14 protein-coding genes are annotated in these 15,330 nt (G+C 68.4%); 8 read left to right on the forward strand and 6 right to left on the reverse strand.

All coding sequences use genetic code 11. From position 1 onward, the window contains the following. The first annotated feature begins 15 nt into the window (after positions 1 to 15). Positions 16 to 480: a MaoC family dehydratase gene (locus ACFVHY_RS00345; RefSeq protein ID WP_058251282.1), complete on the forward strand. Its 465-nt coding sequence runs from the start codon at positions 16 to 18 to the stop codon at positions 478 to 480. 17 nt (positions 481 to 497) lie between these two features. Here the strand turns inward: ACFVHY_RS00345 and ACFVHY_RS00350 are convergent, their stop codons facing one another. Then, a complete protein-coding gene (locus ACFVHY_RS00350) occupies positions 498 to 1,907 on the reverse strand; it encodes a lipase family protein (RefSeq protein WP_390266909.1) in 1,410 nt (469 codons plus the stop codon). Positions 1,908 to 2,204: 297 nt separating this feature from the next. On the opposite strand from ACFVHY_RS00350, the gene ACFVHY_RS00355 reads away from it, so the two are divergent. Then, positions 2,205 to 3,617 (forward strand): lipase family protein, encoded by a 1,413-nt coding sequence (locus tag ACFVHY_RS00355; RefSeq protein WP_390266912.1) that lies wholly within the window; start codon positions 2,205 to 2,207, stop codon positions 3,615 to 3,617. Between the two features lie 68 nt (positions 3,618 to 3,685). Here ACFVHY_RS00355 and ramB read toward each other — a convergent pair whose 3' ends face one another. After that, positions 3,686 to 5,128 (reverse strand): acetate metabolism transcriptional regulator RamB, encoded by a 1,443-nt coding sequence (gene ramB, locus ACFVHY_RS00360; protein ID WP_390266915.1) that lies wholly within the window; start codon positions 5,126 to 5,128, stop codon positions 3,686 to 3,688. Between the two features lie 60 nt (positions 5,129 to 5,188). Here ramB and ACFVHY_RS00365 point away from each other — a divergent pair, with 60 nt between their 5' ends. From ACFVHY_RS00365 to ACFVHY_RS00385, 5 genes are all read left to right on the forward strand, one after another. Continuing rightward, complete coding sequence (locus ACFVHY_RS00365; RefSeq protein WP_390266918.1) at positions 5,189 to 5,959, forward strand: hypothetical protein; 771 nt, start codon at positions 5,189 to 5,191, stop codon at positions 5,957 to 5,959. Between the two features lie 467 nt (positions 5,960 to 6,426). Next, positions 6,427 to 7,722, forward strand: coding sequence for an isocitrate lyase (gene aceA, locus ACFVHY_RS00370; RefSeq protein ID WP_058251280.1), 1,296 nt, complete (start codon positions 6,427 to 6,429; stop codon positions 7,720 to 7,722). Positions 7,723 to 7,884: 162 nt separating this feature from the next. Then, positions 7,885 to 8,751: a 3-hydroxybutyryl-CoA dehydrogenase gene (locus ACFVHY_RS00375; protein ID WP_390266921.1), complete on the forward strand. Its 867-nt coding sequence runs from the start codon at positions 7,885 to 7,887 to the stop codon at positions 8,749 to 8,751. Between the two features lie 288 nt (positions 8,752 to 9,039). After that, complete coding sequence (locus ACFVHY_RS00380) at positions 9,040 to 9,825, forward strand: heparin-binding hemagglutinin (RefSeq protein WP_390266924.1); 786 nt, start codon at positions 9,040 to 9,042, stop codon at positions 9,823 to 9,825. A 209-nt stretch (positions 9,826 to 10,034) separates the two neighbouring features. Continuing rightward, positions 10,035 to 10,973, forward strand: coding sequence for a hypothetical protein (locus ACFVHY_RS00385; RefSeq protein WP_390266927.1), 939 nt, complete (start codon positions 10,035 to 10,037; stop codon positions 10,971 to 10,973). Between the two features lie 87 nt (positions 10,974 to 11,060). On the opposite strand, the gene ACFVHY_RS00390 is transcribed toward ACFVHY_RS00385, so the two are convergent. Further along, positions 11,061 to 11,585 carry a helix-turn-helix domain-containing protein gene (locus tag ACFVHY_RS00390; RefSeq protein ID WP_137810858.1) on the reverse strand — a complete coding sequence of 175 codons (525 nt, stop codon included), beginning with the start codon at positions 11,583 to 11,585 and terminating at the stop codon, positions 11,061 to 11,063. Positions 11,586 to 11,658: 73 nt separating this feature from the next. On the opposite strand from ACFVHY_RS00390, the gene ACFVHY_RS00395 reads away from it, so the two are divergent. Next, the gene (locus ACFVHY_RS00395; RefSeq protein ID WP_390266931.1) at positions 11,659 to 12,903 is read left to right on the forward strand and encodes a benzoate/H(+) symporter BenE family transporter; all 1,245 of its coding nucleotides are present in this window, start codon (positions 11,659 to 11,661) and stop codon (positions 12,901 to 12,903) included. Here ACFVHY_RS00395 and ACFVHY_RS00400 read toward each other — a convergent pair. Genes ACFVHY_RS00400 through ACFVHY_RS00410 form a run of 3 tightly spaced genes read right to left on the reverse strand, consistent with a single transcriptional unit; the run spans position 12,824 to position 15,323 of the window. Further along, positions 12,824 to 13,675: a PPK2 family polyphosphate kinase gene (locus tag ACFVHY_RS00400; RefSeq protein ID WP_390266934.1), complete on the reverse strand. Its 852-nt coding sequence runs from the start codon at positions 13,673 to 13,675 to the stop codon at positions 12,824 to 12,826. The genes ACFVHY_RS00395 and ACFVHY_RS00400 overlap by 80 nt on opposite strands. Continuing rightward, a complete protein-coding gene (locus ACFVHY_RS00405; RefSeq protein WP_390266937.1) occupies positions 13,672 to 14,496 on the reverse strand; it encodes an SDR family NAD(P)-dependent oxidoreductase in 825 nt (274 codons plus the stop codon). The genes ACFVHY_RS00400 and ACFVHY_RS00405 overlap by 4 nt, the downstream gene beginning before the upstream one ends. After that, a complete protein-coding gene (locus ACFVHY_RS00410) occupies positions 14,496 to 15,323 on the reverse strand; it encodes a TetR/AcrR family transcriptional regulator (protein WP_176455861.1) in 828 nt (275 codons plus the stop codon). The genes ACFVHY_RS00405 and ACFVHY_RS00410 overlap by 1 nt, the downstream gene beginning before the upstream one ends. Positions 15,324 to 15,330 lie beyond the last annotated feature (7 nt).

A 15,330-nucleotide genomic window follows, 5' to 3' on the forward strand; every position in this document is an offset into this window, starting at 1 on the left:
TAGACTACGCGGACTATGACGCACACCACACGGACGTTCACCAGTGTCGATGAACTGAAGGCCGCGATCGGCGAGGACCTCGGCTCGGGCGAGTGGCTCGAGATCACCCAGGAACGGGTCGACGCCTTCGCCGATGCGACCGGCGATCACCAGTGGATTCACGTCGACCCCGAGCGTGCGAAGTCCGGTCCGTTCGGGACGACCATCGCGCATGGGTACCTGACGGTGTCGCTGCTGCCGATGATCGCGGGGAAGATCTTCACCGTCGAAGGTCCCAAGCTGGTCCTGAACTACGGCATGAACAAGCTGCGCTTCCCGAACCCGGTGAAGGTCGGCGCCCGCATCCGCTCGAACGCGGTGATCACCTCGATCGAGGAGACCCCCAAGGGCGTGAACATGGTCGTCACCAACACCGTCGAGATCGAGGGTGAGGCGAAGCCCGCGTGCGTCGCCGAGAACCTTCGCGTCCTCGTCTTCTGACCGGGGCGGCTCGACGCTCAGCGGCGGCACTCGTCGACGGCCGGCTCGCCGCGTAGCCGGCGGTCGAGCCAGTCGAGGGCGACGGGGAAGCCGAGCAGCGCCGCGCTGACGTGTTCACCGAAGACCTCGCGGTAGGCCATGACCGCGCCGAGGGCGCACTGTTCGCGGTAGAGGGTGCGGGCGCCGGCCGCGGGTATCCACCACTCGTGGGTGCCGTGGTAGATCAGCAGGGGGACGACGGAGGCGCGGTCGGCCATCGCGGTCAGCCGATAGATCCGCTCGGCGGTCGGCGACCGGAACGGGTCGGGATCACTCGAGAGCAACTGCATCGGCAGGAAGGTGCCGCCGGCCACCGCCTCGGGGATCACGCACACGTTCTTCAACGGCGACGACGCGAGCCAGCGCGCCGGCCGGTTCGCGAGGGCCAGGATCTCTGGACGCTCGCGCGCGATGCCGACGGTGGCCGCGTGGAACAGGCCGGTCGCGAGGTTCGCGTTCATGCTCCCGACCAGCATGCGGAAGTCAGCCGGGACACCGCCGAGAGCCGCGCCGACGACACGGTCGGTGAGCTCGGGTGCGTACTCGCCCAGTAGTTTCGCCGCACCGTGGGTGGCGATGGCACCGCCCGAGTACCCGGTCATGGCGATCCGACTGCGGCGCAACAATTCCGGGCGCACATGGAGGGTCGCGCGGACGGCATCGAGGATCACGTGCCCGGCGAGCACCGGCTCCGCGTAGGCCATCCGGGGTCCCTGGTGATCGGGCACGAGCACCGCATAGCCCTCGTGCAGCGCCAACTGGGTCGTCGGCGGGATCAGGTCGGTGACGCCCGTCGCGATGGAAAACCCATGTGCGAGTGTGTGTCCCGGTGTGCAGGCGGCACCGAGTGAGTCGATCGGCAGGTTGTTCACGAGCATCGGCGTCGGTGCTCTGGCCGTTCGACGCGGGACCAGCAGGGTCGCGGTGCCGTAGATCGGCGCCCCGACGGCATCGGTGCTGCGGAACTTGATCAGCGTTGCCGATCGGAGCGGTACGGTCACCACCGGCCCGGCGGCGGCGGTGACGTCGCGGGTGGCGATCACGTCTCCCGGCGTGCGTGAATCCAGGTCGGCCGGCCAGCGGTCGAACATCGGGTCACCCGTGGGGGACGGCAGGATCGCTTCGCGCAATTCGAGTGCGCGGTGGTCGAATCCGTCGGCCCGCGCACGAGGCGGGATCGTGCGGAGCCGCGGTATCGGCGGCGGTGGCACCACGCGGTCGATCGCGCCTGCGACGGGCGGCGGCAGCGGCATCATGTTCGGCGGGTCCGCGGCCGATGGTCCGGCGGACAGCGAGCCGACGGCGGCCACCAGCGAGCCGACGGCGGCCACCAGCACGGTGGCCGCCCACACCGCCCGGCGTCGAAGCGCGTGCCGGGTTTCCGTCATGGCGGTGCCTCCGCGTCGAAGAGCGCTTCGTCGGTGACCTTAGGACAGTCGACCCGGCGCGGACCTCCGTTGCGCATCGATGGTCGCCGCACCGAGACGCAACCGTGATGTGCGGCGCGATAGGCGGTTTCGCGTGTCACCCGACCGGACTACATGGGTGCCGCCATGGATGGTCGCTCCCGCGCAGGCCGTCGTCACCGACTAGCATTGGCGGAGGTCATCGCGGTTCGAGTCGTCAGAGGTGCTGCCGGGGGGCGGGCGACTCGACGATGGCCGAGGTGAGACGGGAGGTTGGCGATGCCGACCAGGGGTGTTCTACGACGATCGGTCCGACGAGCAGCGGTCGCGGTGACGGCGACGTGTGCCGCCGTGGCGCTCCTCGCGGGCCCGACCGGGACGAGTGGTCCCGCCGATGCCGAGCCGCCCAATCTCACCGCGGTCCCGCCACAGTTGCCGGCGGACGTCGACGGCCTGATCCCGGCGCCGCCGGTCGAGAAGCTGTCGCGCATCCCGGAACGGTCCCGGATTCCCGGCGCCTCCCGTGAACTGCAAGAACTGCGCGAGGCGATCATGCCGTCGCCCAGTGGCGACCGGTTCTTCGACCACTGGCCGGCCGGTCTGGCCGCGCGGACACCCGGTGAGGTCCTGACCACGCGGTCGGTGACCCGGGTGGCACAGCCCCTGGTCGTCGTCCCGCTGCGATCGGCGCGGCAGGTCAAGTTCCGGACGACCGACGCCAACGGCGCCCCGATGTTCGGCACGGCCACCCTGCTGCTGCCGGCCAAGGCCTGGACCGGGCGGGGCGACCGCCCCGTCCTGGTCAACAACTCGCCGATCGTCGCGCTGGGCACCAAGTGCACGACGGGCTTCACCTACGCGCACGGTTTCACCAACAACACGAACGAGACCGATCTCATCCCGCCGTTCACCCAGCTCGCGTTGGACCGGGGTTATGCGGTGCTCGTGCCCGACCACACCGGGCCCCGGATGGCCTACGCCGAACCGTATGTCGCGGGCCACGTGATCCTCGACTCGTTGCGCGCGGCCGGCGCTCTCGACCCGGCGAACTTCGCCCGCGGACCGGTCGCCATGGTCGGCTACTCCGGCGGGGCGATCGCCACCCACGGCGCGGCCAAGCTGGCCGCGCAGTATGCGCCCGACATCGCCGGACGGTTCGTGGGTGCGGCCATCGGCGGGGTGCCCGCCGACTACCGGACACTCGCCGGCGCCATGAACGCGAACCTCGCGTCCGGGGTCTTCCACGCCGCGATGCTCGGCGTCGCCCGAGAACGGCCCGAGGTCCTCCGGATGTCGAACCATCTCGCGAGATGGCTTGCGACGTCGGAGATCCGCAACATCTGCACCGATGACATGGGCAACCTCGGGATCGCTCACCTGCCGACGCAGCTCCTGTCGACCGACCCCGATCCGTTCCACTCCGCGATCGCCGAAGAGCTCTTCGAGGTCACGTCCATGTCGGATCTGAAGGCGTCGATGCCGTTGCTGATCTACCACGGGCGCTACGAGTGGTGGGTTCCCGCAACCCAGGCGCGGGCGCTCGCCGCCCAGCAGTGCGATCTCGGTGCGACGGTGACGTATCGGGAGTACGAGGCCGAGCACGTCACGGCGGCTGCGGTCGGGTTCCCGGACACCGCGACCTGGCTCGACGAACGTCTGCGCGGAGTGCCCGCTCGGGACGAGTGTCGATGAGTTGTGCTGCGACCCTTCGTGGCTCGTCGCTATCGCTCCTCGCACCTCAGGGAGCAGAGGGGGGCGGATCAGGGCGCGGCGGGGCGCGTTTCGGTGAGGCTCATGTACGGCGAGACGCTGCTGGTGTGTTCGTCGATGCGGAGTGACGCTCCGACTGCGGGGAATGCGCGCTGGGCGCAGTTGGTCCGCTCACACACCCGGCAGCCGGCGCCGATCGGGGTCACATGCGCCTGCGGTCCGATCTCCAGACCGTCGGAATAGATCACCCGCGCGGCATGGCGCAGTTCGCATCCCATGCCGATCGCGAAGGTCTTGCCGGGCTGTCCGTAGCGGGTGGCGCGGCGTTCGACGGTGCGCGCAACCCAGAAGTAGTTCCGGCCGTCGGGCATCTCGGCGATCTGGGTGATGATCTTGCCGGGATAGGCGAACGTCTCGTAGACGTTCCACAGCGGACAGGTGCCGCCACTGGACGAGAAGTGGAATCCGGTGGCGGACTGTCGTTTCGACATGTTCCCGGCCCGGTCCACGCGCACGAACGACCAGGGGATGCCCCGCAGGTTGGGCCGCTGCAGCGTCGAGAGGCGGTGGCAGATCGTCTCGTAGGAGACGGCGTAGAAGGCCGAGAGGCGTTCGATGTCGTACCGGAAATCCTCTGCGGCGCCGTGGAATTGGCTGTAGGGAAGGACGACTGCGGCGGCGAAGTAGTTCGCCAGACCGAGTAGTCCCAGCGCCCGGGCGTCCTCACCGCTGAAGTTCGCCTCGTCGACGAGTTTGTCCAGGAGATCCTGGTACTCGAGATAGCAGAGCTCGCTGGCGAGTTTGAAAGTCCGCTGACCTGCCGAGAGCGACGCGGAGAACTCCAGACGCCGGGCCTCGCGGTCGAACCGGTGCAGGGTGTAGTCCCCGAGGTCGACGCGGCGCACGATGCTGACGCCGTGGACGCTCTCGATGCGGTTCATGATCTCGCGCCGGATGTCGGCGGAGTGCATCCGCATCCGGGTCGTCATCTCCTCGGCAACGACATCGAGCTCGTGAATGTAGTTGCGGCGCTGGTAGAAATAGTCCCGCACCTCCTCGTGCGGCGCGCTGATGGTGCCCCGCATGCTGCGGTCGCCCCGCTCGTCGGTCGCCGCCGCGAGCTGGTCGGTGGCGACCCGGTAGCGGCGGTGCAGGTTCACCATCGCCTGGGCCATCTCGGGATGCGAGGCGACCATCGCGCTGAGCCCCTGGGCGTCGAGTGCGCCGGGGGAGGCCTCGAGGTCGTCGTCGAGCAGGGCCTCACGCAGCTCCGCGACCAGCCGGACATCGTCCTGCGAGTCGAAGAACCCGGCGTCGACGCCGAAGGCCTCGGTGATCTTCGACAGCACCGACGCGGTGAGCGGACGGGCATCGTGTTCGATCTGGTTCAGGTACGACGCCGAGATCGACAGGGTCTGTGCGAGCGCAACCTGCGACAGGCCGCGCTCGGAACGCAACTGGCGCAACCGCGAGCCCACGTAGGTCCTGCTCATCGTCCACCTCCCGGACAGGTGCTGCCGCTTCGCGCGTCGTTCCCAGGGTACGGTGACCGCGTGCTACCCCTCCTCGGCCGACGCCGCCCGCCGGCAGCGCTGGCCGCGTCGGTCGTGGCAGTGGCGCTCGGCCTCGCGGGGTGCGCGGGCGATCCGGAAGCAGCGACGGCTCCCCGCGGTCCCGCCGATCTCGTGCTGTCCGAAGCCCAGCTGCCGCCCGCGTACACCTCCGCCCCGCTGTCGGTGGCGGATCTCGTCGCCGGGAACCGGGCCGCCATCGACGCCTCCCGATCGGTGCGCGTCACGCCCGAGTACTGCCGGCCCACCTCCGACGCCGCGCTCAACGACCAGCTGACCGCCGACAACTCGGCGGTGCTGGCCGCCCGTGACGGCGCGACGGGCACCCTCGTCGAACTGGTCACCACCGCATCGCGCGACATCGACGCCGACCGGCTCACCACGACCGGCCGCTGCTCTCGGACCACGACGGAGATCACCACCGGCAACCTCGCGGGCAGTCGGGTGCTCACGGTGTACACCGAACTGCCCCAGCCGGAGATCGACGGCGGGTTGCTGCCAGGGGAGCAGATGCTGCTCACGCGATCCGACGTCACGACGACCCTGCCCGACGGCGGTGTCCGGCGGCAGATCGGGTTCGCCGGGTACGCCGTGCTCGACCGGCCGGCATCCGGGCCGTTGACGATGCAGCTGACGGTGTCGGGTGCGACCACCCGTGCGAGCGATCCGCCGTCCATCCCGGTGGAGCCGATCGAACCGTCGGTGTTCGCGGATCTCTTCGAGACCGCCGTCGAGCGCGTCACCACACCCTGACGGCCGCCGTCCGCTGTCCGCGGACCGTTCCGCCCAGGTGTGATGGACATCACTTTCGGGTATCCGGTCGTCCGGGTGGGGGTCCGAGGACCTCCGGGCCCCAGGATCGGCTCGACTACTCGTGAGTAGAAAATCCCAGTACGGACGTACTTTTTGGCGGAAGTGGGCCTTGCGTTCACAGAACCATATTCGCAAACTTTGCAAACCGGTGGCGAAAAATAGCCCACATTTACACGCTTCGAGGGTTGGACCTGCGGGTTTGTGTTGTGGCACCCTTGCTGCAGGCACCACCGATACCAAGTCGACTGGGTTCGCAAATTCGGCCGAGACTGACGCCGATCGCGATCACACACCCCAGGCGAGGGCATCGGCTGTCTGTCAGCAGAGAGGTTCCGGCGGCGCGCCGGGCCGTCGCCCCGATCCGGTCCCCGGTCGGGACGAGCAGGACAACGAAAGCGAAGCAGCCAATGAGCAACGTCGGAAAGCCCCGTACCGCCGCGGAGATCCAGCAGGACTGGGACACCAACCCGCGCTGGAAGGGAATCAAGCGCGATTACACCGCCGAGCAGGTCGCCGAGCTCCAGGGCTCGGTCGTCGAGGAGCACACCCTCGCCCGCCGCGGCGCCGAGATCCTGTGGGACGGCGTGACCAAGGGCGACGGCAGCTACATCAACGCCCTGGGCGCTCTCACCGGTAACCAGGCCGTGCAGCAGGTCCGCGCCGGCCTGAAGGCCGTGTACCTCTCGGGTTGGCAGGTCGCCGGTGACGCGAACCTGTCCGGCCACACCTACCCCGACCAGTCGCTCTACCCGGCCAACTCGGTCCCGAGCGTCGTGCGTCGCATCAACAACGCGCTGCTGCGTGCCGACGAGATCGCCCGCGTCGAGGGTGACAACTCGGTCGACAACTGGGTCGTGCCGATCGTGGCCGACGGTGAGGCCGGCTTCGGCGGCGCCCTCAACGTCTACGAACTGCAGAAGGCCATGATCGCCGCGGGTGCCGCCGGTACCCACTGGGAGGATCAGCTCGCGTCGGAGAAGAAGTGCGGCCACCTCGGTGGCAAGGTGCTCATCCCGACCCAGCAGCACGTCCGCACCCTGAACTCGGCTCGTCTCGCCGCCGACGTCGCCGGTGTCCCCACCGTCGTGATCGCCCGCACCGATGCCGAGGCCGCGACGCTGATCACCTCCGACGTCGACGACCGCGACAAGCAGTTCGTCACCGGTGAGCGCACCGCCGAAGGCTACTACCACGTCAAGAACGGCATCGAGCCGTGCATCGAGCGTGCGAAGTCCTACGCGCCGTACGCCGACATGATCTGGATGGAGACCGGTACCCCGGATCTCGAGCTGGCCCGCAAGTTCGCCGAGGCCGTCAAGGCCGAGTACCCCGACCAGCTGCTGTCCTACAACTGCAGCCCGTCGTTCAACTGGAGCAAGCACCTCGACGACAGCACCATCGCGAAGTTCCAGAACGAGCTGGGCGCCATGGGCTTCACCTTCCAGTTCATCACGCTGGCCGGCTTCCACTCGCTGAACTACGGCATGTTCGACCTGGCCTACGGCTACGCCCGCGAGCAGATGTCGGCGTTCGTCGACCTGCAGAACCGCGAGTTCAAGGCTGCCGAAGAGCGCGGCTTCACCGCCGTCAAGCACCAGCGTGAGGTCGGCGCCGGCTACTTCGACAACATCGCCACCACCGTCGACCCCAACACCTCGACCGCTGCTCTCAAGGGCTCGACCGAGGAAGGCCAGTTCCACTAGGAACTCGCCACCGTCGTGATCTAGGCGAACCAGGCAGGCGGTCCGCGGCTTTCGCTGCGGGCCGCCTGTTGGCGTATCCCGGGCTCGGCGCGTGCCCGGTGGGTCACCCATGTTCTTGCGAAATCGGTTCTTGCCGAAGACGTTTCCACCCGAGGAGCCGACATGACAAACCAGAAGATCTCCCGCGTCGGCGTGGTGGGGGCGGGACAGATGGGCGCGGGGATCGCCGAGGTGTGTGCGCGGGCCCACGCCGACGTGCTCGTCTATGAGTACAGCCGGGAACTCGTCGTCGCCGGTCGCGCCCGGATTCTCCGATCACTCGATCGCGGTGTGTCGAGCGGCAAACTGACCGAACGCGAACGCGACCAGGCGTCGATGCGACTCCGCTTCACCACTGACCTGGGCGACTTCGCCGATCGCCACCTCGTGTGCGAGGCCGTCGTCGAGGACGAAGCGGTCAAGACCGAGATCTTCGCCCAACTGGACAAGGTCGTGACCGACCCCGGGGCAGTCCTGGCGTCGAACACCTCGTCCATCCCGATCATGAAGCTGGGCATGGCAACCCAGAACACCGCGCGCGTCATCGGCATGCACTTCTTCAACCCCGTACCGGTTCTCCCGCTGGTCGAACTCGTCACCACCCTGACGACCGCTCCGGAGATCGTCGAGCGCGCCGAGACCTTCGCCCACGACGTGTTGGGCAAGCAGGTGGTCCGGTCGGCCGATCGATCCGGGTTCGTCGTGAACGCGTTGCTGGTCCCGTATCTGCTCTCATCCATCCGGATGGTGGAGAGCGGTGTCGCGACCGTCGACGACATCGACAAGGCCATGGTCCTCGGGTGTGCGCACCCGATGGGTCCCCTCAAGCTGGCCGATCTGGTCGGACTCGACACGATCAAGGCCATCGCCGACCGGATGTACGAGGAGTTCAAGGAGCCGCTCTACGCACCGCCTCCACTGCTGTTGCGCATGGTCGAGGCGGGGCGACTGGGCAAGAAGGCCGACCACGGCTTCTACCGGTACGCCTGATCGACGCCGGTCCGGCGGGCCGTCTGGGGTGACCTGCGTCACGAGTGTTAGCAAGATGCTTGCATTTGCTAGCACGGCGTGGATACTGGTTAACGGAAACACCAATACCGATGGCGCCGCGGTTCCCTTATCTCGCGCGGTGTGAGCCGGATCGAATTGGCTTGCAACACCGACCGTTTCGAGGCGGCAGGCGACGGATTGTTCCGACATGCGCCCGGCGAAGACGCCGAGATCAACGAGACCGCATGTGCTGCAGCGCGATTGGTGACCCGACCGAAGGAGTCCACTGTGACCACCACCGAACGTAACTACGCCCCCCTCTATGCCGCCGTCGGCGCCGGCGACTACGCCTTCGCCCAGGTGACCGAGAAGCTGACCGAACTGCGTGAGCGCACCGAGGCTGCTGCCGAGACCGCCCAGTCGCGTCTCGAGGCCCGCTACGCCGAGACCAAGACCCTGATCACGGATCTGCCCGAGACCGCCCAGACGCGTTTCGACGAGGCCAAGACCCGCATCGGCTCGCTGTCCGAGGAGGTCCCGAGCGACCTCGACGAGCTGCGCGGCAAGCTGACCGCCGAGGAGCTCAAGCGCCTCGCCGACCCCTACGTCGAGAAGGCCTACGGCCTCTACACCTCGCTCGCCGAGCGCGGCGAGGCCACCCTCGAGCGCCTGCGCACCAAGCCGCTCGTCCAGGAGAACCTGTCGCGCGCCGAGAAGGTCTACAACGACGCCGTCGACCTGACCGAGGACGCCCTCGGCGTCGTGTCGACCCAGACCCGCCTCGTCGGTGATCGTGCGGCGAAGCTCGCCGGCCGTGCGAGCGAGCAGGTCGAGGACGTCGCCGTCGCGATCGAAGAGGCCGGCAGCAGCGTCAAGGAGCAGGCCGACGACGCGGCCAAGGAGATCGACGGCGCCGCAGGCACTGTCGAGGCCAAGGGCCGTGCAGCCAAGGCTTCGCCGGCCAAGAAGGTCGCCGAGGCCAAGGACACCCCGGTGCCGGCCGTGAAGAAGACCGCCGCCAAGAAGGCGCCGGCCAAGAAGGCCCCGGTCAAGAAGCCGACCACCGCGAAGTAAGTCGCACACAGTCGCATCCGGCAACGCCCCCGCTTCCGGCGGGGGCGTTGTCGTGTGTGGGGGAGCCTTCGACTCGGGACGAGGTCCCTGTCCCGCGGTGGTGTTTCGGTCCCGCTGATGAGATCTGATCAGCGGGAGGGAAGCGGGGCCGCGGGAAGGCTGGGGAAAACCCGATGGAGCCGAAACGCCCTCTGCTGCGTCGAATAGAGATGACCAGCTACCCACTGGACCGCTACGGTCTGATCCGTCGCGGCGCCGCACTCGACGCGGCTTTCTCCGACAATCTGCTTGCTGCAGCGGTATCCGCCGGCGACCTGATCCGCCTCATCCCCGGCGTCTACGTGCCGGCATCCGATGACATCGCCGGGCACGAAGGCGACCAGGAGTTGCATCGCCTCAAGTCTGTTGCGATCGCCACGTCACAACCCCCGAGCGCACCGCAGCTGCCGCTGAGTCACGTCTCGGCCGCCGCGGTGCTCGGCATTCCACTGCTGAAGCCCGAGACCGAACGCGTCCACGTCACCAACGGCAAGAAGGCCGGCGGATTCATCGCGACGCATCGTCACGTCCACGCCGCCGTCCTGACGGCAGACGAGCTCGCAGTCGTCGACGGAATACCCGTCACCAGAATTGAGCGAACCGCTGTCGATGTAGCGGCCGGGGGCGACTTCGCACAGGCCCTCACCGCCTTTGACCAGGCACTTCGGGCAGGCGCCGATCGTGAGCTAATGGGGCGGATCCTCACCTCTCGTCGTCGGCAGGGGGGCAGAGTGGCTCGGCGTGCGCTGGCACTGGCCGATGGGGCGGCCGAAAGTGTCGGCGAATCGTGGAGTCGGGCGCAGATGATCGAGGCCGGCCTGCCGGTTCCGCGACTGCAACACGAGTTCTGTGGGCGGAGCGGCGTCTACCGTGTCGACTTCGACTGGGAGGCGAAGCTCGTCGGCGAGTTCGACGGCATGGTCAAATACGGCCGCCTGCGGGCGGCTGGCAAGACCGTGGCCGATGTCGTGCTGCAGGAGAAGCTGCGCGAGGACGAGATCCGCGCGCTGGGCCCCGTCGTCGTGCGCTGGACCTGGTCGATGCTCGAGGACGGGTCCTTCATCGGCCTGCTCCGGCCATGGCTGGAGAAGTTCGAGTTGATGAGCTGAGTCCCGCGGCCCCGCTTCCGTCCCGCTGATGAGATCTCATCAGCGGGACGGAAACAGCACCGCGGGAGCGGGATTCGACGGCGCCGGTCAGGGCGTCCGGATGGTGAGGACCGCGAGCGCGCCGTCGTCGCTGCGGTAGGTGTGCGCAACGTCGGACAGCCAGTGCAGGGATTCGCCCGGTCCCGCCGCGCGTTCCTCGCCGGCGCGACCGGCCCGGAGATGGCCGCTGACGACATGAACGTGCTCGACGACGCCGGGCCCGTGCGCGGGCGACTCCCTGGTTCCGCCCGGGCTGACGCGCAACCAGAAGACCTCGGTGACCGAGCCGTCGTCGTGATGCTCGACGTGCAGCACCCGGGCGGCGAGGTGGGGGCCGGCGCCCTCGACTCCGGATTCCTCGCCCAGGAGGGCGGACAGCGGCACGCCGAGCGGACCGGCAATGGCGTACAGCGTGTCGAGGGTCGGGTTTCGTTGTCCAGCTTCGAGTTCGGACAGCGAACCCTTGCCGATCCGCGCTTCCCGGGCGAGGCCTGACAAGCTCAGGCCCCGCTGCTTTCGGATGGCGGAGATCCGGGCCCCGACCGCGCGTCGTCGATCCTCGCCGGGTGTCATCGTCCTCGTCTCGTTCCCGTCGCTGCCGACAACCACTGTTCTGTTTACGGAACGATACCGCTATGCTCGCGACATGACCAGTCCCGCGCCGCCGGCTCGCAGTGAGCCGATCATCGCCGGAGTCGTCACCTCGCTTGTTGGTTTCACCTCGTCGTTCGTCGTGGTGGTCACCGGCTTGCGGGCCGTGGGCGCCAGTCCGGCACAAGCCGCGTCGGGTCTGCTCGTGCTGACGATTCTGTTCGGACTCGGATCGATTGCGCTGTCGCTGCGCACCCGCCGACCGGTGACACTGGCGTGGTCGACCCCGGGCGCGGCACTCCTCGTGTCGGCGGGTGCGTCCTACGACGCCGGGTGGCCGGCGGCCGTCGGGGTGTTCCTGGTGGTGGGGTTGCTGATCCTCGCGACCGGACTGGTCCCCGCACTCGGCGAACTCATCGGCCGGATTCCGACGCCGATCGCCCAGGCCATGCTGGCCGGCGTGCTGCTCACCCTCTGCCTCGCGCCGATGACGTCGCTGGCCGCACAACCGTGGTCGACACTTCCGATCCTCATCGTGTGGCTCCTCGCAATGCGGTGGCTGCCGCGGTGGGCGCTGCCACTGGCGCTGGTCACCGCGCTGGTCGTGATCGGGGTCAACCTCGCCGTCGACGGATACGACGGCTGGGCGGGTGAGTCGTGGTGGCCGCAGTTGGTCTGGACGACACCGACTTTCGACGCGACGGCGATCGTCGGACTGGCGGTCCCGCTCTACATCGTCACCATGGCCTCGCAGAACGTTCCCGGGGTGGCCGTGCTCAAGTCCTTCGGCTATGAGACGCCCTGGCGTCCGGCGATGTTCGTGACCGGCACGGGAACCGTACTCGGAGCGCCGTTCGGCGGACACGCCATCAACCTCGCGGCGCTGTCCGCGGCACTGGCCGCGGGTCCGGAGGCGGGCGCCGACCGATCACGGCGATGGATCGCCGGTGTGGCGACGGGGTCGACGAGCCTCGTACTAGCGGTGCTGTCGGGTGCGCTCGTCGTCGTCACGGCGATCGCGCCGGACGGACTGCTCGAAGCCGTTGCGGGACTTGCGCTCCTGGCCACGTTCGTGGCCGCGATCATGGGGGCGTTCGAGAAGCCTGAGTTCCGCATTCCCGCGGCACTGGCGTTCGTGACCGCGGCCGCGGGCGTCACCTTCGGTGGGATCGGCGGCGCGTTCTGGGCGCTTGTCGTCGGGTTGGCGGCGCACGGGGCGCTCAATCGGCGGCGGCGAGTCGTCTCTTCTCGGCCTCGACGTCGAAATCGGCGGCAGGCCAGTCGAGGTCGAGGCGAGTGAGCGCGTCGATGAGTAGTTCGCACACCGCGAGGCGCGCGAACCACTTGCGGTTCGACGGGATGACGAACCACGGCGCGGAGTCACGATCGGTCAGGTCGAAGATGGCCTGATACGCCTCGAGGTAGTCATCCCAGTGGCCGCGTTCGTCGACATCGCCCGGGTTGTACTTCCAGTACTTGTCCGGTCTTTCGAGGCGCGCGGCGAGGCGGCTCTTCTGCTCGTCCTTCGACACCACGAGGCAACACTTGACGACGGTGGTCCCGCCGGCGACGAGTTCGGACTCGAACTGGTTGATTAGGTCGTAGCGTTTCTCCCACACCGACTGCGGGACGAGGTTGTGCACCCGGACGGGGAGGACGTCCTCGTAGTGCGACCGGTCGAAGATCCCGATCCGGCCCGCGGGCGGCAGGGCGCGGTGGATTCGCCACAGAAAGTCGTGCTGCAACTCCTCTTTCGTGGGTTTACCGAACCCTTTGATCGACAGGCCCTGCGGGTCCATCATCCCGCCCACGTGGCGCACGATGCCGCCCTTGCCGGCGGTGTCCATGCCCTGCAGCACGAGCAGAACCGAGCGGTGGTCACCGGCCCGGCCGTTGGCGTACAACAACTCCTGGAGATCGGCGAGAACCTCGCCGCGCTGCGCGAGCAACTCCGTGCCGAGGGCCTTGTCGCCGTCGAAGCCCGGCGTCGTCTCCGGGTCGAACGACGCGATCGGCCCGATGGCCCCGGCGCGCAGGGCATCGGCGGCGGGAGTGGTCCAACCAGCGGTCATGGGGTCCTTTCGGGGTCGGATGCGGGCGCCGGCTCGGCCGGGGGTGGGAACAGCGGCCCGCCACCGAACGCCGTGCGATGTGAATCCGGCGGCGTGCCATCGTTGTTCACGATCCCATAGGCGGAACCGAGTTCGGCGGTGACGAGCGTGCGGCCGCTGAGGTCGGACAGCCCGGGATCGGCCGCGAGCCGGGAGATGACCCGGCCGACGAACTCGGGATCCTCCGCGCGGGCGAGCGAGAAACCGGCGAATTCGTCGACGCCCAGCGACAGCAACAGCTCGGTGCGGATCAGGCCGAGCCACAACGAGATCGAGCTGACACCGGTGCCCCGCAGCTCCACCGCCATGTCCGCGGCCATCTTGTCCAGGGCGGTCTTGCTCATCCCGTACAGGACCGAGTGCAGATGGCCGCGCGAGCCGAACGACGAGATGTTGGCGATGAGCCCGCGGCCGGCGTCGGTCATGAGCCGGGCCGCGTGCACCGAGGCCACGTAGTGCGCTCGCAGTCCGACGCCGATCAGGGTGTCCCAGTCGTCGACCGGTCGCTTCCAGAACGGGTCGGAGAACCCGCCGAAACCCTTCGGCGCGGCCCACGCGTTGTTGACCAGCAGATCCAGACCTCCTGCGCCGGTGGTGATCTCGTCGAACACCGCGGTCACCGCAGCGTCGTCGGTGTGATCGCAGGGCAACGCGCGGGCGCCGTCGGGGCCGGTTCCCTGTCGCGACGTGACATACGTCGTCCACCCGTCGTCGATGAGCGCACGAGCGATGCCGTACCCGACGCCGCGACTGCCGCCGGTGACGAGAGCGACGCGCGTCATCAGGCGCCGGGGGTCCCGGAGGCGGGATCGGCGGGCAAGGGGTCGGCGGGTGGGGGATCGAAGAGCGCAGGCGGCGCCGCCAGGAACTTCTCCCGGGACCCGTTGACCTGCCAGACACCCACGACCGCGCTCCAGACCATCATGGTCAGATAATCCACGACTTCGTCGGCGCTGAGGGTGCGTTTGGTCATCCACCAGTCCACGACGTGCTGGATACCGCCCACTAGCGCGTGCGACCAGAGCTCGGCGCCGGTGGTGTCCGCGCCGCGTTCGGCCATCCGCAGCTGGATATTCCCCATCACCAACTGGGTGACAAGTCGCACCGAATCGGCGGGCGCCGGAGATGAGGTGGGTGAACTGGCCAGGGCGAACCGGTACAGCTGCGGTTCGTCGTCGACGGCGTGCACGTACACCCCGATGATGGTGTGGGTGAGCGTGTACTCGTCGAGATCGTCGGCGATCGCCTCGGTCAGCCGCGGGTAGATCGTCGTCTCGAAGAACCGCACCGTCGTCGCGACGCCGAGGTCGCTCTTGTCGGCGAAGTAGCGGTACAGGACGGTCTTGGAGACGCCGATGTGGGTGGCGATCTCGTCCATGCCGACGTCGGCGCCCAGTTCACGGACCGCGGCGATGACACCGTCGGTGAGTTCGGTGCGTCGGGCGAGCTTGTGCTTCTCCCACCGCTGTTTGCGACCGTCGGGTTTGGCGCCGGTCTCGGCGACCGACTCGGTGACCGTCGTCAGGACCTGTTCCAGCCCGCGCGTCACGTTGGCCGCGGCCGCCACTGCGGCGCGCGCGGCCGCGGCGGGATTCGGGCGGTTGGCCATCACGCAG

The sequence above is a fragment of the Gordonia sp. NPDC127522 genome (genome assembly GCF_042672305.1).
Lineage (GTDB): Bacteria > Actinomycetota > Actinomycetes > Mycobacteriales > Mycobacteriaceae > Gordonia > Gordonia hongkongensis.

Coding starts and splice junctions, on each gene's coding strand:
- ACFVHY_RS00345 (WP_058251282.1), top strand. CDS start 16: ATGACGCACACCACACGGACGTTCACCAGTGTCGATGAACTGAAGGCC.
- ACFVHY_RS00350 (WP_390266909.1), bottom strand. CDS start 1,907: ATGACGGAAACCCGGCACGCGCTTCGACGCCGGGCGGTGTGGGCGGCC.
- ACFVHY_RS00355 (WP_390266912.1), top strand. CDS start 2,205: ATGCCGACCAGGGGTGTTCTACGACGATCGGTCCGACGAGCAGCGGTC.
- ramB (WP_390266915.1), bottom strand. CDS start 5,128: ATGAGCAGGACCTACGTGGGCTCGCGGTTGCGCCAGTTGCGTTCCGAG.
- aceA (WP_058251280.1), top strand. CDS start 6,427: ATGAGCAACGTCGGAAAGCCCCGTACCGCCGCGGAGATCCAGCAGGAC.
- ACFVHY_RS00375 (WP_390266921.1), top strand. CDS start 7,885: ATGACAAACCAGAAGATCTCCCGCGTCGGCGTGGTGGGGGCGGGACAG.
- ACFVHY_RS00385 (WP_390266927.1), top strand. CDS start 10,035: ATGACCAGCTACCCACTGGACCGCTACGGTCTGATCCGTCGCGGCGCC.
- ACFVHY_RS00390 (WP_137810858.1), bottom strand. CDS start 11,585: ATGACACCCGGCGAGGATCGACGACGCGCGGTCGGGGCCCGGATCTCC.
- ACFVHY_RS00395 (WP_390266931.1), top strand. CDS start 11,659: ATGACCAGTCCCGCGCCGCCGGCTCGCAGTGAGCCGATCATCGCCGGA.
- ACFVHY_RS00400 (WP_390266934.1), bottom strand. CDS start 13,675: ATGACCGCTGGTTGGACCACTCCCGCCGCCGATGCCCTGCGCGCCGGG.
- ACFVHY_RS00405 (WP_390266937.1), bottom strand. CDS start 14,496: ATGACGCGCGTCGCTCTCGTCACCGGCGGCAGTCGCGGCGTCGGGTAC.
- ACFVHY_RS00410 (WP_176455861.1), bottom strand. CDS start 15,323: ATGGCCAACCGCCCGAATCCCGCCGCGGCCGCGCGCGCCGCAGTGGCG.